Origin of the sequence: Amycolatopsis sp. NPDC006131, from assembly GCF_040614175.1 — a bacterium.
GTDB lineage: Bacteria > Actinomycetota > Actinomycetes > Mycobacteriales > Pseudonocardiaceae > Amycolatopsis_E > Amycolatopsis_E tucumanensis.
Genome location: NZ_JBEXTX010000132.1, coordinates 1 through 20,162 on the forward strand (window position 1 = coordinate 1; position 20,162 = coordinate 20,162).

Genomic DNA, 20,162 nt, shown 5'->3' on the forward strand with positions numbered 1-20,162 from the left:
GCAAGCTTTGTGCTTTCGGCTGCCGGACCCAGCCTGGGTTGCGGCCCTGGCTCAAGGTGATCGTTGCGTGTCAGGCGACGGGATGACCACCCAGCTTCAGTTGTGTTCAAAGCGGGCGCTGGCGCGCCGTCTTCGGTGGTGGGATCGTGGGGTGGTGAGGGAACGTGCTTTGGCGGCCCTGGCGGGTCTGGCCATCGGGGATGCGCTCGGTATGCCCACGGAAGGACTGTCGCCGGCGGAAATCGAACCTGTCACGGGCTTCGCGGCGGCTCGGGGGTTGCCTGCGGGCGGTGTCACCGATGACACCCAGCAGGCGGTGATCGTCGCGCGGCTGCTGGTCTCCGGGGGTGGGCGGATCGATCCGCACGGGCTCGCCGATGCGCTCCTGGAGTGGGAGCGGGACCTGCGCAGCCGCGGCATCCGGGGGTTGCTCGGGCCCTCCACGCGCGCCGCTCTCACGGCCGTCGCCGCGGGGGAAGCTCTCGAGAAGGCCGGCAAGTACGGCACCACGAACGGTGCGGCCATGCGCATCGCCCCGGTGGGGATCGCGAATCCGGCCGACCTCGACCTGCTCGTGGACAGCGTGGTCGAAGCCAGTTGGGTCACCCACAACACGGGCGTCGCCCTCGCGGGGGCTGCCGCGGTCGCCGCGGCGGTGAGCGCGGGCGTCGACGGGGCGAGTCTGCCCGAGGCGATCGACTTCGCCGTGGCAGCCGCGGAACGAGCCGCCAAGCGGGGGAACTGGGTCGCGGCCGGGGACGTCGCCGCGCGCATCCGCTGGAGCCGCACCATGGATCCGGCCGACGTGCCCGCGTTGATCGGCACCAGCGTCGCCACCCAGGAATCGGTGCCCGCCGCGTTCGCGGTGCTCCGCCACGCGGAAAACCCGTGGCAGGCGTGCTGCACGGCGGCGAGCCTCGGCGGGGACACGGACACCATCGCGGCCATCGCCGGCGCGATCGCGGGCGCCTGCACCGGCGCGGGCGCGTTCCCCGAGGAAGCCGTCCGCACGGTGACCGAGGTCAACGACCTTCCGCTGCCGGAACTCGCCGACGATCTGCTGAAACTGCGCGCCAGAACCCGGTGAGCGCCGCGGCCGTCTCCTGTGGACGGTCCAGTTGCACGCAGTGGCCGGCGCCCTCGACGGCGACCGCGTCCCGGCCGAACCGGCGGGCCGTGCGCTGGTACTCCTCGGGCGAGCCGGTGAACTCGTCGTCCGCGCCGTGCACGAACAACAGCGGCACCCCGGAACCGGCCAGCTCGCCGACCCCCGCCCGCGGCCCGCACAGCAGCCGCGCGAACCCGATGAGGTGACCGGTGCGCGTGGTCGACAACCGGGCCCGCATCAGGTCCGCCCGGTCCGGATCCGTGCGGACCCAGTGGTCGACCAGGGTGTGCAAGCCCGCCGCCCCCTCCGCGGCGACCGCGTCCGCGCACCAGGTGAGGAACGCCGTCTCCTTCTCCGAACCGGTCAGCAGGCTGCCCAGCGGCGCGAAACTGCGCACCGCCCGCGGCAGGGCCACCGCGGCGGCGTGCGCGACCGCGGCGCCCGCGCAGTGCGCCACCACGTGCGCCGGCTCGCCCTCGCCGACCTCGCCGATCACCGCCAGCAAGTCCTGCGCCATCGCGGACAACGTGTACGCGCTCGGATCGTCGGAGCCCGGGCTTTCGTGCTGGCCGTGGTGGTCGACCGCCCACGCCGCGTACCCGGCGGCGGCCAGCAGCGGCAACAGCGGCGCGAAGTCCTCTTTGGACCCCAGGTACCCGGCCACCAGCACCACCGGCTCGCCGGACCCGGCCCGGCACGCGGCGAACCGGCCGCGGTCGGTCTCCAGCATGACGTCGCGGACCGGGCTCTCCAGGGTCGTCACAGCGCGGCTCCTTCCCGGACCGAGGCCTTCTCGATCACGTCCGCGGCCTCCGCCGCCCCACCGCACGCCCGCACGATCTCCCGCATGCCCGCCACGTTCGCCGCGATGCCGGCGTCGGACGACACCCGCAGCACCGCGTTGTGCAGCGTCTGCGCCGACACCTCCGCGCGGTCGAGCGTGACACCCAGCCCCAGCTCGGCGAGGCGCGCCGCGTTCAGCCGCTGCTCGGCCATCTGCGGCACCGCGACCATCGGCACCCCGTGGTACAGGGCTTCCAGCAGGCTGCCCATCCCGGCGTGCGTGACGAACGCCGACGCGGCGGCCAGCACGTCGAGCTGCGGCACCATCGGCGCGATCTCGACCCCGTCCGGAACCGGCCCCAGCGACGCCGGATCGATGTGCCGCCCGATCGCCATCACGGTGTGCCAGCCCAAACCCGCGGCCAGGTCGAGGCAGGCCCGGAAGAAGTCCGGCTGGTCGGTGAAACACGACCCGAGCGAGACCAGCAGCACCGGTTTCCCCGCCGGCGGCCGCCACGACCCCTGGAACGACCGGTCGCCCAGCGCGGGACCGGCGAAGGTGTGCTCCGGCCCGAGCAGGTCCGGCGAAATCTGGAACGCCCGTGGCACGAACACCACCTTCGGGTCGCCCACCGCCTGGAACTCCTCGACCGAACAGCCGAGGCCGTTGGCGTCCAGGAACCGCTGGAACCGCTGGTACACCGGCAGGTCCGAGAGGTTCTCGACGCCGAACGCGATCCGCTCCCAGCCGGGGAACAACGCGTGCGTCGGCGACAGCTGCACCATCGGCAAGCCGAGCTTGCGCGCCAGGACCTTGCCCGCGAACGCGACGAAGTCGTAGGCGACCACGTCGGGCACCTCGCCGAGGGCCTCCAGCACGGGGAGGGCGGCCTCGGCGTCCCGGTGGTACATCGCCACGCCCGCCATCAGGTCCTCCGGCGGCGGGCTGCCGTCCCGGACGTCCGGCAGCACCACCGGTTCAGCACCGGCCGCGCGCACCTGCGGGACGAAGTCCGCGCCGACCGCGTAGCTCACCCGCCAGCCGCGCGACACCAGCTCCGACACCACGGCGAGGGTGGGGTTGACGTGCCCGTGGTCGGCGACGTTGACGAACAGGGCGTGCTTCACCGCGCCACCCCGCAGACCACGTGCTCGACCGGGGTGCAGTACGGCAGACCGGACAGCGGCTCACCGGCGAAGAACCGCAACGCGAGGTCCACCACCTCGGCCGGCCGCTCCAGGTGCACGAGGTGGTCGGCGTCGTGGATCGCGGTGAAGCGGGCGTCGGCGCACCGGGCCGCGGCCGCCCGGCTCAGGACCGGCGTGGTCAGCGGATCGTGCTCCCCGGTGGTGACCAGCACGGGGACGGGCAGGACGCGGCCGTCGTCGCCGGGGTGGTCGAGCAGCCGCCGGGTGTTGTCCAGGTACTTGGCGACGTCGGCGTCGGTCATCGCGCCCACCAGGCTGTCCAGGCACCGGCGGACCGCGGCCTGCCGCCGGATGCCCGGCGCGCGGCTGAGCATCAGGTCCAGCACCTCGGCGGTGAACTCCGCGTGCCTGCCCTGCTCGGCCAGCTCCACGCTGCGGGCGATGCGCCGGCGCAGCCGCCCGGTCACGTGCGTCATCGTGCCGACGAGCAGCAGGCGGCGCACCCGTTCGGGCCGCAGCTGCGCCCACCGGTGCGCGACACCACTGCCGTAGGAGGCGCCGACGACGTGCACCGGCTCCGGCGCGACGTGGTCGAGCAGGTGGCCGAGCGCGCCGGCGAGGAAGTCCACGCCGTAGCCGGGCGGCAGCCGGTCCGCCGCGCCCCAGCCGGGCAGGTCGACGGTGATCACGTCGGCGTGCCGGAGCAGATCGCGTTCCACCCGGCCCCACGCGTCCTTGTGCTGGAACGCGCCGCCCACCAGGACGATCGGCGCGAGTCTGCCGCCGCCGCGCACGATGCGGCCCGCGAACTCGAATCCGCCGAACGTGAGCGGGACGGTTTCCTGCCGGGTGGTCGTTGCCGTCACAAGCGATCTTCCTCGGTGTGGTCGGGGTTTGGGGTCCGCCACGTAACCACGTCGTCCTCCGCGGGCGCGCCGCGGAAACTCGATCGAGCCAACTTGACCACTCGCGCGTGTGACCACGGCGCAACAGGGCTTCCACCATGCGGAAGGCCCGTTGTATGAGCGGCGGCACACGATCAAGGATGGAACCGACGGAGTCAGCGCCGACCCCCGGAGGAGCCGCCGTGGACAGGGCTGTGCGGAGACCGATCCCCATGACCGCGGCGGGACGGCTGCTCGCCGTGCTCGACGCGTTCACACCGGGCCGCAGCCTGCTCACGTTGAGCGAAATCAGCCGACGGGCGGGGCTTTCGCTGACGACCGCGCACCGGCTCGCCGGTGAGCTGGTGAACTGGGGCGCCCTCGAACGCGACGACGACGGCCGCTACCGGATCGGGCTGCACCTGCTGGAGCTGGCCGCGCTCGCGCCGCGCGGGCTGGAACTGCGCGAACTGGCGCAGCCGTTCCTGGAGGACCTGTTCCACTCCACGCGGGCGCACGTGCACCTGGCGGTGCGGGACGGGCACGAGGTGGTGTACGTCGAGACGCTGCGGGCGCGCGGCACGGTGACGGTGCTGAGCCGGTTGGGGCAGCGGTGGCCGTTGCACGCCACCGGGACCGGGCTCGCACTGCTGGCCCACGCGGGTCGCGAGGTGCAGGAGCAGGTGCTGGAGGCGCCGCTGAAGCGCTTCACGCACAAGACGATCACCGACGCGCGGGAGCTGCGGCGGGTGCTGGCGGAGGTGCGGCGCACCGGGGTCGCGGTGGCGGAGGAGCAGTTGACGCTGGAGGCGGTGGCGATCGCGGCGCCGATCCGCGGTGCCGGTGACGAGGTGGTGGCCGCATTGGGCTTGGTCGTGCACGTGGACGAGTGCGAGCCGAGGGCGCTGGTGCCGGTGATGACCGCCGCGGCGCGGGGGATCTCGCGTGCGCTGGGCGCGCCGTCGGCGGCGGATGTGCGGGGCGTGGTGCGCGGGCGGTGATGCGGGTCGTGTCGCTGCGCGGCAACTTGGTGCCGGGAGTGGGAGCGGCCCAACAGGGTGGCCGGGTTGGATGAGCCCATGACCATCACGTTCCTGCTCATCGCGCGGCTCCCCGGAGGCGGCGCGGAAGCCTTCGACGCCTACGAGGACGCCGTCCTGCCCCTCCTGGCCGAGTACGGCGGCCGCCTCGAGCGGCGGGTCCGATCCCTTGACGACGGCACCGAGGTGCACCTCGTCGGGTTCCCGGGCGAGCAGGAGTTCGAGGCCTACCGGGCCGACCCGAGGCGCGCCGAGCACGCGCACCTGCTCGAACGGTCCGGCGCGGCCATCGAACTACTGCCCGTCCGCGACCTCACTTCCCGAAACCCGCCGTCAGGCCGCTGACCAGCTGCCGCCGGCCCAGGATGTACAGCGCCAGCACCGGCAGCGTCGACAACACGACCGCCGCCAGCACCGCCGGGATGTTCACCCGGAACTGCCCCTGGAACGACCACAACGCGAGCGGCAGCACCCGCTGGTCCGGGCTCTGCGTCAGGATCAGCGGGAACAGGAACCCGTTCCACACGTTCAGCCCGTCGTACACCGCGACCGTCACCACCGCGGGCCGGATCATCGGCAGCACCAGGCTGAACAGCATCCGCCAGTCACCGGCGCCGTCCACCCGCATCGACTCGAACAGCTCGTTCGGCACGTCCCGCAGGAAGTTCGCCAAGATGATCACCGACAGCGGGATCGCGAACGCCACCGACGGCAGGATGATCGCCAGCAGCGTGTCGTACAGCTGCGCCCGCGTGATCAGGTAGTACACCGGGATGATCGTCGCCTGGATCGGGATCGCCAGGCCCAGCAGGTAGCCGCGGTAGGTGAACCGCGAGAACCACGTCGTGCCGCGCACCACGTAGTAGGCGGCCATCAACGCCACCGCGACCGCGATCGCCACCGTCGCCAGCGTCACGACCACACTGTTGGCGAAGTAGCGCCAGAAGTCGTTGCGCAGCACCAGCTCGTACGCGCTGAACGTCGGCGAGGTCGGCACCGACAACGGGTTCGCGTCGTAGAACCCGCGCTGGTTGCGCAGGCTCGTCACCACCACGTAGTACACCGGCACCAGCACGACGGCCAGCCACACGAACCCGGCGAGGCCGCCGAGGTAGTTCGGACGGGTCCGCATCACGCCCCCTCCAGCTGGCTGCCCCGCCGGAAGCTGGACAGCCTCGACAACCCCAGCGCCAGCGCGAGCCCGGCGACCACCAGCAGCACGGCGAGCGTGCTCGCCCGCCCCATGTCGTTGCCGGAGAACCCGGACAGGTACATGTCCAGCGGCAGCATCCGCGTCGCGTCGCCCGGACCGCCGCCGGTCAGCACGAACACCAGGTCGAAGTAGGTCAGCGAGCCGACCAGCATCATCGTCGACGACGTGATGATCGTGTAGCGCAGCTGCGGCAGCGTGATGTGGAAGAACTGCCGCACCCGGCCGGCCCCGTCCAGCTCCGCCGCCTCGTACAGCGACTTCGGGATCTGCCGCACCCCGCCCTGGTAGAGCAGCGTGTGGAAGGGCACGAACTGCCAGGCGATCACGAAGATCACCACGTACAACGCCAGTGTCGGGTCGCCGAGCCAGTCCTGCGACAGGAAGTCCAGCCCGAACGCGCGGCTCATGCCGAAGTTCGGGTCGAGCAGCGCCTTGAACGCGATCGCGATGGCCGCCGCGGACAGCAGCATCGGCAGGAAGTACAGCACCCCGAGCAGCGCGCGGTACCGGCCGCGCCCGGCGATGAGCACGCCGAGCAGCAGCGAGATCGGCGTCTGCACCAGCCAGCTGACCACCATCACCTGCACGGACAGCCAGATCGCGTGGTAGGTCGCGGGGTCGGCGAGCGCCGCGGCCCAGTTCGCCAGCCCGGCCCACGACGGGTCGCCGATGCCGTCCCACTCCATGAAGCTCAGCACCGCGACCCCGCCGAGCGGCACGATCGCGAACACCCCGAAGAACGCCAGCGCGGGCACCGCCATCAGCGGGCTGGGGCCGGTCCGCAGCCGGCCGCGGCCGGGCGCCGGCGTGCGTGCCGGCGCCCGGTCCCGCTGTTCGAGAACCGTGCTCATTGCCCGATCGTCGCGTTCATGTTGGCGGAGAACTGCTCCGGCGTGATCTGCTTGAGGAACAGCTGCTCCAGGTTGGTCAGCAGCGCGTCGGCCTGGCCGGGGGAGAGCGCCTGGTCCCAGGACAGCTGGAAGTTCGGCGCCTTGCTCGCCATTTCGTACACGTAGGACAGGTACTGCGGGTCCTCGGTCTTCGCGAGCTTGTCCTCGATGCCGGTCAGCGGCGGCACCGAACCGCCGGCGAGCAGCGAGTCGACGTAGGAGTCGTTCATCAGGTCCTCGCGCAGGTACCGCAGCGCCGACTGCTTCTGCTCCTCGCTCGCGGTGGCCGAGACGGACCAGTAGTTGGCCGGGTTGCCGACGATGTTCGCCGGGTCGCCCTTGCCGCCGGACACGGTGGGGAACGTGGTCCAGCCGAGCTTGCCGCTCGAGATGAACTCGGGGTCGGCCTGCTTGATGGTGGGGAAGGCCCAGGAGCCCATCAGGTACATCGCGGCCTTGCCGGTGAACAGCAGCGCGGTGTCGGCGTTGCTGTCGGTCGCGATCGAGTTGAAGCCGCGGACGAAGCCGCCGGCGTCGACGAGCTGCTGGATCATCGTGTTGGCGCGGATGATCGCCGGATCCGACCACGCGCCGGGCTTGCCGGCGACGATGTTGTTGAACACCTCGGGCCCGCCGATGCGGTCGACGAGGTACTCCTCCCACATCAGCTGCGGCCACTTGCTCTGCCCGCCGAGGGAGAACGGCGCGATGCCGGCCTGGTTGAACCGCGGCACCAGGGCCATCATGTCGTCCCACGTCTTCGGCGGCTGCGCGCCGATCTGGTCGAACAGTTCCTTGTTGTAGAACAGCACGACCGGCTGCATGCCGTTGTTCGGCACGGCGTAGGTCTTGCCGTCGAGCACGCCGGTGCGCGCCACCGACGGCAGGAACCGGTTCACGAACGCCGGGTCGTTCGCGGCCTCGGCGGACAGGTCCATGATCTTGCCGGAGTCCACCCAGGACTTGAGCAGGCCGCCGCTCCAGCTGAAGACCAGCGTCGGCGCCTCGTTCGCACCGATCGCGGTGCGGATCTTCTGCTTGTACGCGTCGTTGCCGAAGTACTGCGCGTCGACCCCGGACGACTCGAAGGACGTCCGGAACGTCTGCTCGTCGCCGCCGGTGAGCGCCCACGCGGTGGCGCCGCCCCCGCCGGACGGACCGCTGGAGCCGCACGCGGTGGTGAGGGAGAGAACCGCGGCCAGTCCGGCCGCGATCACGGCGGTGCGCCGCTTGACCAGTGTCATGATGCGCCTTCCCCATCGAAGGTCCGAAAGTTTTCGGAAACACTCTGGTGTGTGTCGGAAGATATGCGGCCCACCCGGACGCGTCAAGAGCTGTTTCGGCAAGGAAAATAGCGTTATAGTCGCCTGAAACTTTTCGGCAAGAAACTTGGTTGGAGGGTGCGGTGCCTGCCGGTTCCCAGCGCGCGACGCTCGCGATGGTCGCAGAGGCCGCCGGGGTTTCGCTGCCGACCGTCTCCAAGGTGCTCAACGGTCGCGGCGACGTGGCGGCGGCGACCCGGCAGCGGGTCCAGGACGTGTTGAAGGAACTGGGTTACGTGCCCCAGTCCGGTCGGCGCACGGTAGGGCCGGCGCGCGTGGTGGACCTGGTGTTCGACGACCTGGTGAGCCCCTACTCGCTGGAGGTCCTGCGCGGGGTCACCGAGGCGGGCGCGGAAACCGGGGTGGACGTCGTGGTCGGGCGCCTGCCCGAGTCCGACGACGACGACTGGGCGCGGCGCCTGCGCCTGGCCGGGCGCGAGGGGCTGATCGTGGTCACCTCCGAGCTGACCCGCGCCCAGGTCGAGGGCTTCGCGCGCGCCGGGCTGCCGCTCGTGGTCATCGATCCGCTGAACCTGCCGCGCGTCGAGGTGACCAGCGTCGGCGCGACCAACTGGAACGGCGGGGTGTCCGCCACCGAGCACCTCCTGCAGCTGGGCCACCGGCGCATCGCCTACGCGGGCGGGCCGGTGCAGGCCTCCTGCAGCCAGGCCCGCCAGCACGGCTACCGCGCGGCGCTGGAGAACGCCGGCGTGACCGTCGATCCGCGGCTGATCCTGCACGGCGCCTTCGGCTACCCGGACGGGCTGGAGATGGGCGGGCGGCTGCTCGACCTGCCGGAGCCGCCGACCGCCGTGTTCGCCGGCAGTGACGCGACCGCGCTGGGCGTGATGGAAGCGGCCCGGCGGCGGGGACTGCGCGTGCCCGAGGACCTGTCGGTCGTCGGGTTCGACGACACCATGCTCGCCGAGCTGGCCACGCCCGCGCTGACCACAGTGCGGCAGCCGTTGCAGGACATGGGCCGCGTCGCGCTGCGCACGCTGATGCGGCTCGCTGCCGGCGAAACCCTCGACTCCCACCACGTGGAGCTGGCCACCAACCTGGTGGTGCGCGATTCGACGACGAACCTGCGAGGAGCACCATGACGGAACCGACCTGGCGTGACAGCGCGCTGCCCGCCGCAGCCCGAGCCGAGGCGCTGCTGGCGGAGATGACCCTCGAGGAGAAGGTGGCGCAGCTGGGCAGCGCATGGCCGGGCAACGAGCAGCTGAACGGCAACGTCGCGCCGATGCAGGACGTCTTCGCGCGTGGCGGGGTGCCGTTCGAGCAGGCGCGGGAGAACGGCATCGGGCACCTGACGCGGGTGTTCGGCACGGCGCCGGTCAGCGCGGCCGAGGGCGCGGCGCGGGTCGAGGCGCTGCAGCGGGAGATCGTCGAGGAGACCCGGCTGGGCATCCCGGCGATCGTGCACGAGGAGTGCCTGACCGGGTTCACCACCTACGGCGCCACCGTGTACCCGGCGGCACTGGCGTGGGCGGCGACGTTCGACCCGGAACTGGTCGAGCGGATGGCGTCGGCGATCGCGGACGACATGCGCGCCTCCGGGGTGCACCAGGGCCTGTCGCCGGTGCTGGACGTCGTGCGGGACTACCGGTGGGGCCGGGTCGAGGAGACCCTCGGCGAGGACCCGTACCTGGTCGGCACGCTCGGCGCCGCGTACGTGCGTGGCTTGGAGCGCAACGGGATCGTCGCCACGCTCAAGCACTTCGCCGGGTATTCGGCGTCGCGCGCGGCCCGCAACCACGCGCCGGTGTCGATCGGCCAGCGGGAGCTGCGGGACGTGATCCTGCCGCCCTTCGAGATGGCGATCCGCGAGGGCGGGGCGCGGTCGGTGATGAACGCCTACGTCGACCTCGACGGGGTGCCCGCGGCGGCGAACGCACCGCTGCTGACCGGGATCCTGCGGGACGAGTGGGGTTTCGAGGGCGTGGTGGTGTCCGACTACTGGGCCATCGCGTTCTTGGGCAGCATGCACCGGGTCGCCGACAGCACCGGGCAGGCCGGGGCGCTCGCGCTGGCCGCGGGCATCGACGTCGAGCTGCCGGACACCCTGTGCTACGGCAAGGAACTCATCGAGCTGGTGCGTTCGGGCGAGGTGCCGGAGTCCCTTGTGGACCGTGCGGTCGGCAGGCTGCTGCGGCAGAAGGCGGAGCTGGGCCTGCTCGACGCGGACTGGGCGCCGCGGGCGCGGCCGGTGGACCTGGACTCGCCGCGCAACCGGGCGATCGCTCGGGAGCTGGCGGAGAAGTCGGTGGTGCTGCTCGCCAACGACGGCACGCTGCCGTTGCGCGCGAAGCGGATCGCGGTCGTCGGCCCCTGCGCGGACGACCCGCTGGCGTTCATGGGCTGCTACTCGTACCCGAACCACGTGCTGCCGCGCTATCCCGAGTACGGCATCGGGGTCGAGGCGCCGTCGCTGCTGGAGTCGCTGCGCGCGGAACTGCCGGACGCGGTGATCACCTCGGCGGCCGGCTGCCCGATCCGCGACGAGGACCGGTCCGGCTTCGCCGAAGCGGTGGAAGCCGCGCGGGACGCGGACGTGTGCATCGCCGTGGTCGGCGACCGGGCGGGCCTGTTCGGCGAGGGCACCTCCGGCGAGGGCTGCGACGCCCCGGACCTGCGGCTGCCCGGCGTGCAGGACGGGCTGCTGACCGAACTGCTGGCCACCGGCACGCCGGTGGTGGTGGTCGTGGTGTCCGGCCGTCCGTACGCGCTGGGGGACCACACCGGGGCGGCGGCACTGGTGCAGGCGTTCATGCCCGGCGAGGAGGGCGGCCCGGCGCTGGCGGGTGTCCTGTCCGGACGGACGAACTTCGGCGGACGGCTCCCGGTGCAGGTGCCGCGGGTGGCAGGCGCGCAGCCGAGCACCTACCTGCAGCCCCCGCTCGGCGGCAACAGCGAGGGCATCAGCAACCTCGACCCGAGCCCGCTGTTCCCGTTCGGGCACGGCATTTCCTACACCACGTTCGACTACGAGGACCTGACGCTGAGCGCGCGTGAGGTGCCGACCGACGGCGAGGTCGAGGTCTCGGTGCGGGTGCGCAACTCCGGCGACCGCGCCGGGGACGAGGTGGTGCAGCTGTACGTGAATGACGTGCTCGCGCAGGTGACCCGCCCGGTGCGGCAGCTGGCCGGGTTCGCGCGGATCACCCTCGGCGCGGGGGAGGCGCGGACGGTGACGTTCCGGCTGCACGCCGACCGGCTCGCGTTCACCGGACTGGACCTGCGCCGGATCGTCGAACCCGGCACGATCGAGGTGTTCGCCGGCCGCTCGGCCGACGACCTGCCCTGCCGCGCCGCGTTCGAGCTGACCGGCCCGGTGCGCGAGGCCGGGCACGACCGCGTGCTGACCACGCCCGTTCAGTCGCTGGGGGAGACCAGCCCGGTTTCGTAGGCGAGGACGACGGCCTGGGCGCGGTCGCGCAACGACAGCTTGGCGAAGATGCGGGCCACGTGGGTCTTGACCGTCGCCTCGCTGAGCGTCAGCTCCGCGGCGATCTCGGCGTTCGACCGGCCCCGCGCGACGAGGGTGAGAACCTCCAGTTCGCGCGGGGTCAGGACGGCGAGGTCGCGGTGCAGCGCCGGACGTGGTCGCGCCGCGGCGAAGCGCTCCACCAGCCGCCGGGTGATCGACGGGGCCAGCAGCGCGTCGCCGGTGCCGACCAGGCGCACCGCGGCCACCAGGTGCTCCGGGGTGACGTCCTTGAGCAGGAACCCGCTGGCCCCCGCGGCGAGCGCGTCGTAGACGTAGCGGTCGAGGTCGAACGTGGTCAGCATGAGCACCCGGCAGCCGGGGTCGCGCGCCAAGATGCGGCGCGCGGCCTCCAGGCCGTCCATCGCCGGCATCCGGATGTCCATCAGCACGACGTCCGGCTCCAGATCGCGGACGGTGGCGACGGCCTCCGCGCCGTCCGCCGCCTCGCCCACGACGTCGACACCGCCGGAGGCCAGGATCATGCGGAACCCGGTGCGCACCAGGGCCTGGTCGTCGGCGATCACCACGCGCGGCCCGGTCACGGCCGCTCCAGCGGGATCTTCGCCCGGACCCGGAACCCGCCGCCGATGCGCCGCCGGGCGTCCAGGTCGCCGCCGAACACGGCCACGCGCTGCCGCAACCCGAGCAGACCGCGTCCCTCCTCGGTCTCGCCGGACGGGGCCGGGGCGTCCCCGGACAGCACGCTGGGCCCGCTGTTGAGCACCTCGACGCGCAGGTAGCGGTCGGAGTACCGCACGGTCACCTCCGCCTGCCGCCCGTCGCCGTGCTTGAGTGCGTTGGTGAGCGCCTCCTGGATGATCCGGTACGCCGTCAGGTCCACTCCGGACGGCAGCGGCCGCGGCTCGCCGGACACGCGGACCTCCACCGGCAGCCCGGCGAACGCGATCCGGTCGATCAGCGGGCTGAGCCTGCTCAGGCTGGGCTGCGGCGACAGGTCCGCGGTCTCGTCACCGTCGGCGGGCGGGGCGAGCACGCCGAGCAGGTTCCGCAGCTCGGTCATCGTGTCCCGCCCGGCCGCCTCGACCGCTTCCAGCGCCGTCGCGGCCTGCGCGGGTTCGGTCGCGAGCACCCGGCGCGCGGCCCCGGTCTGCACCACCATCACGCTCACGTTGTGGCTGACGATGTCGTGCAGCTCCCGCGCGATCCGCGCCCGCTCGTCGTCCACCGCGCTGCGCGCCGCACTCTCCCGTTCCCGCTCCAGCAGCCAGCCGCGCTCCTCCAGCGCCCTCGCGAACGCCCGCCGCGCGCGCCCGAGCCGGACCGCCAGCGCGGCGGCCACCAGGCACGCCAGCGCGGCGACAACCAGTTCCCACACCCGGCAACTGTGTCAGGACCCGGAGCGACGCGCATCCACCGCCGGACTACATCCCCGGGATGACCCGCGCCGGGAGTTACCTCCCCGGACCGATGCCCGCACCGGGCACTCGGCCGCAGGATGGCCGGCGTGACCAGAGATGACGGCGCGGTCGTGCGGTTGACCGACGTGCGCAAGGAGTACAGCGAATCGGTCGCCCTGGACGGGGTCTCCCTGGAGATCCGGGCCGGGGAGGCGGTCGCGGTGATGGGGCCCTCCGGCAGCGGCAAGTCCACGCTGCTGAACATGGTGGCCGGGCTCGACCGCCCGACGTCCGGCTCGGTCGTCGTGCACGGCGAGGACCTGGGGAAGCTGAACGAGACCGGGCTGGCACTGTTCCGCCGTCGCCGGATCGGCATGATCTTCCAGTTCTTCAACCTGCTCGACGACCTGCCCGCGCTGGACAACGTGGCGCTGGCCGCCCAGCTCACCGGCACCCCGGCCGGCCAGGCCCGCAAGCGCGCGCTCGAACTGCTCGGCGAACTCGGCATCGCCGGGCGCCGCAACGTCTACCCGGCCCGGTTGAGCGGCGGCGAGCGGCAGCGCGTCGCGGTCGCGCGGGCGCTGATGAACCGGCCCGCGCTGCTGCTGGCCGACGAGCCGACCGGCGCGCTGGACAGCCGGTCCGGCGAGCAGGTGATGGACCTGCTGCTCGACCTCAACCAGATCGGGCAGACGCTGCTGCTGGTGACGCACGACGAGCGGCTCGCCACCCGGTGCGCCAGCCGCGTGGTCGAGGTCGCCGACGGGCGGGTCGCGCGCGAGACCAGCCTGGAGCGGACGCCGTGAGCGCGGTGTGGCGGGTGGCGCGGGCCGCGGTGGGGCGCCGACGGCTCCAGACCGCGGTGATCGGCCTGGTCGTGACCATCTCCACGGCGACGATCGTGCTGGCGCTCGGGCTGCTGGTGTCGTCGTCGGCCCCGTTCGACCGGGCGCACGAGCAGCAGAGCGGCGCGGACCTGGTCGCGGCGTTCGACCGCAGCCAGGTGACCGACGATCAGCTGACCAGGGCCGCCGCGGGCGCCGAGGCGGTGGCCGGGCCGTTCGCCCAGCTCACCCTCGACACCTCGCAGAGCGCGCAACGCGTCGGGCCGTCCCTGACCACCGTGGGGCGCGCGGACCCCGGCGGGCCGGTGGACCGGGTGGACGTGTGGGAGGGCCGGTGGGCGGCCGCGCCGGGCGAGATCGTCCTGAACCTGGTCCCCGGCACCACCCTGGTGCCGCTCGGGAGCCGGATCGAGGTTCCGGGGCAGCCCGCGCTGACCGTCGTCGGGTTCGCCTACTCGGTGAGCGCGTCCGCCGACGCGTGGGTCACCCCCGCCCAGGCGGCGGCGCTGCAGCCCACCGCGAGCCAGGTGCTCTACCGGTTCGCCGCGGCCGCGACCGGCGCGGACATCGCCGCCGGGCAAGCGGCGGTGACGGCCGGGCTGCCGCCCGGGGCGCTGCTCGGCGCGCAGTCCTACCTCACGGTGAAGCAGCAGCTCGTCACCGAAGTCGGGGTGTACGTGCCGTTCCTGGTCGTCTTCGGGTTCCTCGGGCTCGCGGTCGCGGTGCTCATCGTCGCCAACGTGGTCTGCGGCGCGGTGGTGGCCGGCTACCGCGACATCGGGATGCTCAAGGCGCTCGGCTTCACCCCGGACCAGGTGATGGGGGTCTACCTGGTGATGGTCCTGGTCCCGTCCGCCGCCGGGTGCGTGCTGGGCACGGTGCTCGGGAACGCGGTCGCGCGGCCGCTGCTGGCCGACGCGTTCCAGGTCTTCGGCGCTGGAGCGGTCGGCATCGACGTCTGGGTGGACGTCGCGGCGTTGCTCGGGATGCCGGCCGTGGTCGCGTTGGCCGCGCTGGTGTCCGCGCTGCGGGCGCGCCGGCTGCCGGCGGCCGCGGCGATCAGCGCGGGCAGCGCGCCCCGGCCAGGGCGGGCGCTCGCCGTCCAGCGCCGGCTGTCCGGCCTGCGGCTGCCGCGCTCGGTGAGCCTCGGCCTCGGGGTGCCGTTCGCGCGCCCGGCACGCAGCGGCCTGACGCTGGCCGCGGTCGTCCTCGGCGTCACCACCGTGACCCTCGCGATCGGCGTGACCCTGTCAGTGAACGCGTACAACTCGGCGGTGCGGCCGTCCCACCCGGACCGCATCGACGTGGTGGCGGGCGGGCCGGCGCTGTCGGACGGCGCGTCGCCGAAGCCCGGCGCCGCGACGACGCTGACCGACGCCGAGGACGAGGCGCTGCTGCGCACGACACCCGGCGCGGAGCTCGTCGCCGCGGTGGCCACGAAGATCGTCAACGTGGTCGGCGGGCAGCAGACCGCGACGATCGAGTTCTCCCGCGGCGACTCCGCGGCCCTCGCCCCCCAGGTCACGAGCGGCCACTGGCCGGACGGGCCGGGGCAGGTGGCGGTGCCGTCGAGGTTCCTCAACCAGCGCGGGCTCGCGGTCGGCGACACCGTCACCGTGGAACTCGCCGGGCAGCGCACCCCGGTGCGAATCGTCGGCGTCGTGCTGACCAACAACGCCGACACGATCTTCGCCGACTGGTCCACGCTGACGCTGCTCGACCTGGCCGCGCGGGCCGACACCTACACGGTCGAACTCGCGCCGGGCACCGACCAGCAGGCCTACCGGGCCGCGGTCGAGGCCGGCGACCCCGGCCTGACCGTGCTGCCCCCGCGCGACGGCACGTCGAGCCAGGCCGTGGTGCTCATCAGCTCCGCCACGCTCCTGACCCTGGTGCTGGGCGCCGTCGCCGCGCTCGGCGTGTTCAACACCGTCGTCCTCAACGCCCGCGAACGGCGGCGCGACCTCGGCATGCTGAAGTCGATCGGCATGACACCGCGCCAGGTCACCGTGATGCTGGTGACCTCGATGGGCGCGCTGGGACTGGTCGGCGGCCTGATCGGCGTGCCGCTCGGGATCCTCGCGCACCGGGTGGTCGCCCCCGCGATGATGCGCGCGGCCCAGTCCGACGTCTTCGGGTTCGTCCTGGACGTCTACCGCGCGCCGGTGGTGGCCCTGCTGGCACTGGCCGGGATCCTCATCGCGGTGGCGGGCGCGCTCATCCCGGCACGCGGCGCCGCGCGGACGCCCATCGCGGCCGTCCTGCGCAGCGAATGACCGGCTACGCCAGCCGCTCCACGGCCTCGGCCAGCGCGCGCAGCTCGTCCTCGGTGTTGTAGTAGTGCACGGACGCCCGCACCATGTCCGGCAGGCGCCGCACCTCCTGGTCGTACTGGTAGGAGGTGGGGCGCGCCACCGAGGTGTTGATCTTCGCCTGGGCCAGCGCCCGCTGGACCTCCGCCGCATCGGTCCCGGCCACGCTGAAGGTGACGATGCCGCACTTGCGCTTGCCCTGGTCGTGCACCGAGACACCGGCGATCTGCGACAGGTCCGCCCGCAGCCGCGCGGCCAGCGCGGTGACCCGCTCCTCGATGGCGGCCAGGCCGATCTCCAGGGCGTACTCGACGGCGGCGCCGAGGCCGAGCACGAGGCCGTGGTTGCGTTCCCAGGTCTCGAAGCGGCGGCCGTCCGGCGCGATCTCGAAGGTGTCCGGCGCGGTCCAGGTGGCCGAGTGCAGGTCGAGCATCGCGGGCTCGAGCCGCTCGCGCAGCCGCGGGTGCGTGTAGAGGAAGCCGGTGCCGCGCGGGCCGCGGAGGTACTTGCGGCCGGTGCCGGACAGCGCGTCGCAGCGCAGGCGGCGCACGTCGAGGTCCAGCTGCCCGGCCGACTGGCACGCGTCGAGCAGGAACGGGATCCCGGCCCGCGCGGCGATCGCGCCGACCTCTTCGGCCGGGTTGACCAGGCCGCCCTGGGTCGGCACGTGGGTGATCGCGATGAGCTTGACGTCGCCGTCCAGGCGGCGCTCCAGGTCGGCGACGTCCAGCTGGCCGCTCTCGTCGTCCTCGACGACCTCGACCACCGCGCCGGTGCGGCGGGCGACCTGCAGGTAGGCGATCGCGTTGCTGGCGTACTCCGACCGGCAGGTCAGGATGCGGTCGCCGGGCTCGAAGCGGAACGCGTAGAAGACGGCCTGCCACGACCGGGTCGCGCTGTCGGTCACCGAGATGTCGGCGGCCTCCGCGCCGAGGAACCGGGCGATCCCGTCGGTCACGCCGTGGATGCGGTCGGCGTGCGCGGCCGCGGTTTCGTAGCCGCCGCGCACCGACTCCTCCCGCAGGTAGTCGAGCACCGTGTCGGTGACCTGCCGCGGCGGCAGGGCCGAGCCGGCGTTGTTGAGGTGCACGACCTCGTCCGTGCCGGGGGTGTCGCGGCGGAAGCGGTCGACGTCTTCTTCGCGGAGTGTCGTCACAGCCCGACCATATTGGGCGCGTGCAGGCTGGGACAGCGGTTTACCACGTCGTCCCAGTCGTACCGGGGCGCGAAGCGGCGCAGGGCCGCCAGCGTCGCGGGCATGCGGCCGCGCGCGGAGCCGTCGGCGATCTTGACCGCCACCGTGACGCCGTCGGGCAGGACCGCGATCTGCACGGCCTCGGCGCCGTCCTTGGCGATCAGGCCGGGCACGGCGGTCATGAGCTGGGTGACGTCCCGGTTCGGGCCGGCCAGCATCTCCGGGTGCCTGCGGATCGCCTCCGCCACGCGGTGTTCCGGGGTGCCCGGCGGGGCGGTGGCGACCCGCTGGACGGCGGTCGCGAGGCCGCGCAGGGAGATCGCGAACAGCGGCGCGCCGCACCCGTCGACGGCGGTGTGCGCGATCGGCTCGCCCGTGAGCTCGGCCACCGTCTCGGCGAGCTTCACCTGCAGCGGGTGCGCGGGGTCCAGGTAGTCTTGGGTGGACCAGCCGTTCAGCTTCGCGGTGGCGAGCATCGCGGCGTGCTTGCCGGAGCAGTTGTGCGCGAGCCGCCGCGGCGCGCGTCCCTCGGCGATCCACACGTCGTGCAGGACCGGGTCGTGGGGGAGGTGGGCGGGGCACTGCAGGTCGTCCTCGGTGAGCTCCCCGAGGATCTTGCGCGCCCCGTCGAGGTGGAACTCCTCCGCCGAGTGGCTCGCGGACGCCAGCGCGAGCAGGTCGGGCGGCAGGTCGAGCCCGAGCCGCACCATGCCGGCGGCCTGCATGAGCTTCGCCGTGGACCGGGGGTAGCCCGGCTCGTCGACGTCGCCCCCGGCCTCCAGCACCTCGCCACCGGGGCCGAGGACGACCCGCGATCCGAAGTGGACGCTTTCCACGAGCCCGTCGCGGACTACCTGAACGAGGGGGATCACCACGCCCCGAGGCTCGCCGCGCCACATCGGCCTGCCAACCGGATGCTCGTCACTACACGGTCTTGATCACGCCGCCGTCGGCCAGGTAGTCGGCGCCGGTCAGGTTGCCCGAGCGGGGCGAGGCGAGGAACGTCACCAGCGCGGCCGTCTCCTCGGGCTCGGTCAGCCTGCCGGTGGTGATGCCCATCGACGCGGGCACGCCGGCCAGGAACTCCGCCAGCGGGACCCCGGCGGCGGCCGCCAGCTCGCCCGCGTACCCCTCCGGGTCGGCCCAGTTGGCGGTCCGCGTCGGGCCGGGGCTGACGGTCAGCGCGCGCAGGCCGCGTGACCCGAACTCCTCGGCCAGCGCCTTCGTCAGGTTCGTCAGCGCCGCCTTGGCCGTGCCGTAGTCGACCGGCTGGAAGGCCGCCCGCGCCCCGATCGACGAGATGTTGATCACGATGCCGCGCCGCCGGAGGAGTCCCGGCAGCAGTGCCCTGGTCACCCGCACGGTCGAAAACAGGTTCAGCTCGTACGTGCGCTGCCACGCCTCGTCGTCGATGTCCAGGAAACCGCCCGCCCGCATGCTGTCCATGGTCACGCCGCCGAGGTTGTTGACCAGGATGTCGACGTCCCCGGCCCGCTCCGCGAGCAGCGCCACCCCCTCGCGGGTCGTCAGGTCCGCCCGCACCGGCACGCCTTCGCTCACGGTGCGTGCCGCCGCGAACACCGTCACGCCCTCGGCGGCCAGCGCGCGGACGACCGCCAGGCCGATCCCCTTGCTCGCGCCGGTCACGACCGCCGTCTTGCCGTCCAACTGCAGGTCCACGTGCTCTCTCTTTCTTGAACTAGAGTTACAAAATGAAGGCAGCGCAAAAACGCCGCAGGTCAGCGGGTTCAGATCGCGCGCAGAGCGGTGCCGGCCAGGTCGGCGAGGCGGTGCGGGTCCGGGTCGGCCTTGGCCAGCACGCGGATGCCGTTGATGGTGGTGAGCAGGAACGACGCGAGCGCCCGCGCGTCGGCGGCGGGGTCGATCTCGCCCGACCGCTGCCCCTCCTCGATGGTGCTGCGGAAGGCGGCCTCCTGCCGCTCGAAGGTGCGCCGCACCAGGTGGTTGACCACCTCGTCGGCCGCGCCGAACTCGACCGCCGCGTTGGCCATCATGCAGCCACGCCGGTCTTCGCGGGCCGCGTCGACGACGAGCTCCAGCGCCGCGCGCAGCCGCTCGCGGGCCGGGCCGGGTCCGTCCAGCACCTCGATCAGCCGGACCGTCTCGCGCTCGTAGTAGCGCCGCAACGCCCGCTCGTAGAGGGCGTGCTTGCTGTCGAACGCGTTGTACAGGCTGCCCCGCCCGATGCCCAGCGCGTCGACGAGCTGCTGGGGCGTGGTGCTGCCGAATCCGTTCGCCCAGAAGACCTCCATCGCCTTGTCCACGGCGGCGTCCACGTCGAAGGCCTTCGATCTCGCCATGCCGGAACCGTAGCTCATACTGGAACTGGAGGTCAAATAAACTTCGCTCGGCACGTCGGCGCGTTTTTCGTCGGTGCCGCGAGCTAGGCTGATCCCTCCAGGCCGGGAGTCAGCGTGAAACAAGGGGAGGTTCCTGCTGGTGTCGAACGATTCCTTCGTCCACCTGCACGTGCACACCGAGTACTCGATGCTCGACGGTGCGGCGAAGATCGCCCCGCTGTTCGCCGAGGCGAGTCGTCTCGGCATGCC

Annotated in this window: 20 protein-coding genes; 8 read left to right on the forward strand and 12 right to left on the reverse strand. The window is 72.8% G+C overall.

Features of this window, described 5'->3' with window-relative positions; translation table 11 throughout:
* Window positions 1-151 precede the first annotated feature (151 nt).
* Window positions 152-1,087, forward strand: coding sequence for an ADP-ribosylglycohydrolase family protein (locus ABZ215_RS38280; protein WP_354955463.1), 936 nt, complete (start codon window positions 152-154; stop codon window positions 1,085-1,087).
* Here ABZ215_RS38280 and ABZ215_RS38285 read toward each other — a convergent pair.
* From ABZ215_RS38285 to ABZ215_RS38295, 3 genes are read right to left on the reverse strand one after another with little or no spacing between them, the layout of a single operon-like run.
* A complete protein-coding gene (locus tag ABZ215_RS38285; protein ID WP_354955448.1) occupies window positions 1,023-1,871 on the reverse strand; it encodes an alpha/beta hydrolase in 849 nt (282 codons plus the stop codon). The genes ABZ215_RS38280 and ABZ215_RS38285 overlap by 65 nt on opposite strands.
* Window positions 1,868-3,019: a macrolide family glycosyltransferase gene (locus ABZ215_RS38290; protein WP_354955450.1), complete on the reverse strand. Its 1,152-nt coding sequence runs from the start codon at window positions 3,017-3,019 to the stop codon at window positions 1,868-1,870. The genes ABZ215_RS38285 and ABZ215_RS38290 overlap by 4 nt, the downstream gene beginning before the upstream one ends.
* Window positions 3,016-3,906, reverse strand: coding sequence for an alpha/beta fold hydrolase (locus ABZ215_RS38295; RefSeq protein WP_237339849.1), 891 nt, complete (start codon window positions 3,904-3,906; stop codon window positions 3,016-3,018). Before ABZ215_RS38295 ends, ABZ215_RS38290 begins: the two co-directional genes overlap by 4 nt.
* 251 nt (window positions 3,907-4,157) lie before the next feature.
* On the opposite strand from ABZ215_RS38295, the gene ABZ215_RS38300 reads away from it, so the two are divergent.
* Entirely contained in the window at window positions 4,158-4,925 is a 768-nt protein-coding gene (locus ABZ215_RS38300; RefSeq protein ID WP_020422481.1) for an IclR family transcriptional regulator, read from the forward strand.
* 78 nt (window positions 4,926-5,003) lie between these two features.
* On the forward strand, window positions 5,004-5,309 hold the full coding sequence (locus ABZ215_RS38305) for a hypothetical protein (protein WP_237339850.1): 306 nt from the start codon (window positions 5,004-5,006) through the stop codon (window positions 5,307-5,309).
* On the opposite strand, the gene ABZ215_RS38310 is transcribed toward ABZ215_RS38305, so the two are convergent.
* The 3 genes from ABZ215_RS38310 to ABZ215_RS38320 are packed head-to-tail and all read right to left on the reverse strand — an operon-like array spanning window position 5,278 to window position 8,311.
* On the reverse strand, window positions 5,278-6,096 hold the full coding sequence (locus tag ABZ215_RS38310) for a carbohydrate ABC transporter permease (RefSeq protein WP_020422479.1): 819 nt from the start codon (window positions 6,094-6,096) through the stop codon (window positions 5,278-5,280). The two genes, ABZ215_RS38305 and ABZ215_RS38310, sit on opposite strands and share 32 nt — an antisense overlap.
* Window positions 6,096-7,028, reverse strand: coding sequence for a sugar ABC transporter permease (locus ABZ215_RS38315; protein ID WP_027934744.1), 933 nt, complete (start codon window positions 7,026-7,028; stop codon window positions 6,096-6,098). The genes ABZ215_RS38310 and ABZ215_RS38315 overlap by 1 nt, the downstream gene beginning before the upstream one ends.
* A complete protein-coding gene (locus ABZ215_RS38320; RefSeq protein ID WP_020422477.1) occupies window positions 7,025-8,311 on the reverse strand; it encodes an extracellular solute-binding protein in 1,287 nt (428 codons plus the stop codon). Before ABZ215_RS38320 ends, ABZ215_RS38315 begins: the two co-directional genes overlap by 4 nt.
* Before the next feature lie 161 nt (window positions 8,312-8,472).
* Between ABZ215_RS38320 and ABZ215_RS38325 the strand changes: the two genes are divergently transcribed.
* Window positions 8,473-9,492, forward strand: coding sequence for a LacI family DNA-binding transcriptional regulator (locus ABZ215_RS38325; protein WP_027936531.1), 1,020 nt, complete (start codon window positions 8,473-8,475; stop codon window positions 9,490-9,492).
* Window positions 9,489-11,801 (forward strand): glycoside hydrolase family 3 N-terminal domain-containing protein, encoded by a 2,313-nt coding sequence (locus ABZ215_RS38330; RefSeq protein ID WP_354955453.1) that lies wholly within the window; start codon window positions 9,489-9,491, stop codon window positions 11,799-11,801. Before ABZ215_RS38325 ends, ABZ215_RS38330 begins: the two co-directional genes overlap by 4 nt.
* Here ABZ215_RS38330 and ABZ215_RS38335 read toward each other — a convergent pair.
* On the reverse strand, window positions 11,768-12,424 hold the full coding sequence (locus ABZ215_RS38335) for a response regulator transcription factor (RefSeq protein WP_237339853.1): 657 nt from the start codon (window positions 12,422-12,424) through the stop codon (window positions 11,768-11,770). The genes ABZ215_RS38330 and ABZ215_RS38335 overlap by 34 nt on opposite strands.
* Window positions 12,421-13,218, reverse strand: coding sequence for a histidine kinase (locus ABZ215_RS38340; RefSeq protein ID WP_354955455.1), 798 nt, complete (start codon window positions 13,216-13,218; stop codon window positions 12,421-12,423). The genes ABZ215_RS38335 and ABZ215_RS38340 overlap by 4 nt, the downstream gene beginning before the upstream one ends.
* 120 nt (window positions 13,219-13,338) lie before the next feature.
* Here ABZ215_RS38340 and ABZ215_RS38345 point away from each other — a divergent pair, with 120 nt between their 5' ends.
* Window positions 13,339-14,046 carry an ABC transporter ATP-binding protein gene (locus tag ABZ215_RS38345; protein WP_027936529.1) on the forward strand — a complete coding sequence of 236 codons (708 nt, stop codon included), beginning with the start codon at window positions 13,339-13,341 and terminating at the stop codon, window positions 14,044-14,046.
* Window positions 14,043-16,361 (forward strand): ABC transporter permease, encoded by a 2,319-nt coding sequence (locus ABZ215_RS38350; RefSeq protein WP_354955457.1) that lies wholly within the window; start codon window positions 14,043-14,045, stop codon window positions 16,359-16,361. Before ABZ215_RS38345 ends, ABZ215_RS38350 begins: the two co-directional genes overlap by 4 nt.
* A gap of 4 nt (window positions 16,362-16,365) precedes the next feature.
* Here the strand turns inward: ABZ215_RS38350 and ABZ215_RS38355 are convergent, their stop codons facing one another.
* From ABZ215_RS38355 to ABZ215_RS38370, 4 genes are all read right to left on the reverse strand, one after another.
* Entirely contained in the window at window positions 16,366-17,553 is a 1,188-nt protein-coding gene (locus ABZ215_RS38355; RefSeq protein WP_354955459.1) for an aminotransferase class V-fold PLP-dependent enzyme, read from the reverse strand.
* Window positions 17,550-18,491: an asparaginase gene (locus ABZ215_RS38360; RefSeq protein WP_354955461.1), complete on the reverse strand. Its 942-nt coding sequence runs from the start codon at window positions 18,489-18,491 to the stop codon at window positions 17,550-17,552. The genes ABZ215_RS38355 and ABZ215_RS38360 overlap by 4 nt, the downstream gene beginning before the upstream one ends.
* Window positions 18,492-18,516: 25 nt before the next feature.
* A complete protein-coding gene (locus ABZ215_RS38365; RefSeq protein WP_354712697.1) occupies window positions 18,517-19,272 on the reverse strand; it encodes an SDR family oxidoreductase in 756 nt (251 codons plus the stop codon).
* 68 nt (window positions 19,273-19,340) lie between these two features.
* A complete protein-coding gene (locus tag ABZ215_RS38370) occupies window positions 19,341-19,913 on the reverse strand; it encodes a TetR/AcrR family transcriptional regulator (RefSeq protein ID WP_354712696.1) in 573 nt (190 codons plus the stop codon).
* A gap of 169 nt (window positions 19,914-20,082) precedes the next feature.
* Between ABZ215_RS38370 and ABZ215_RS38375 the strand changes: the two genes are divergently transcribed.
* The coding region (locus tag ABZ215_RS38375; protein ID WP_354955465.1) for a hypothetical protein at window positions 20,083-20,162 on the forward strand (80 nt) is incomplete at its 3' end.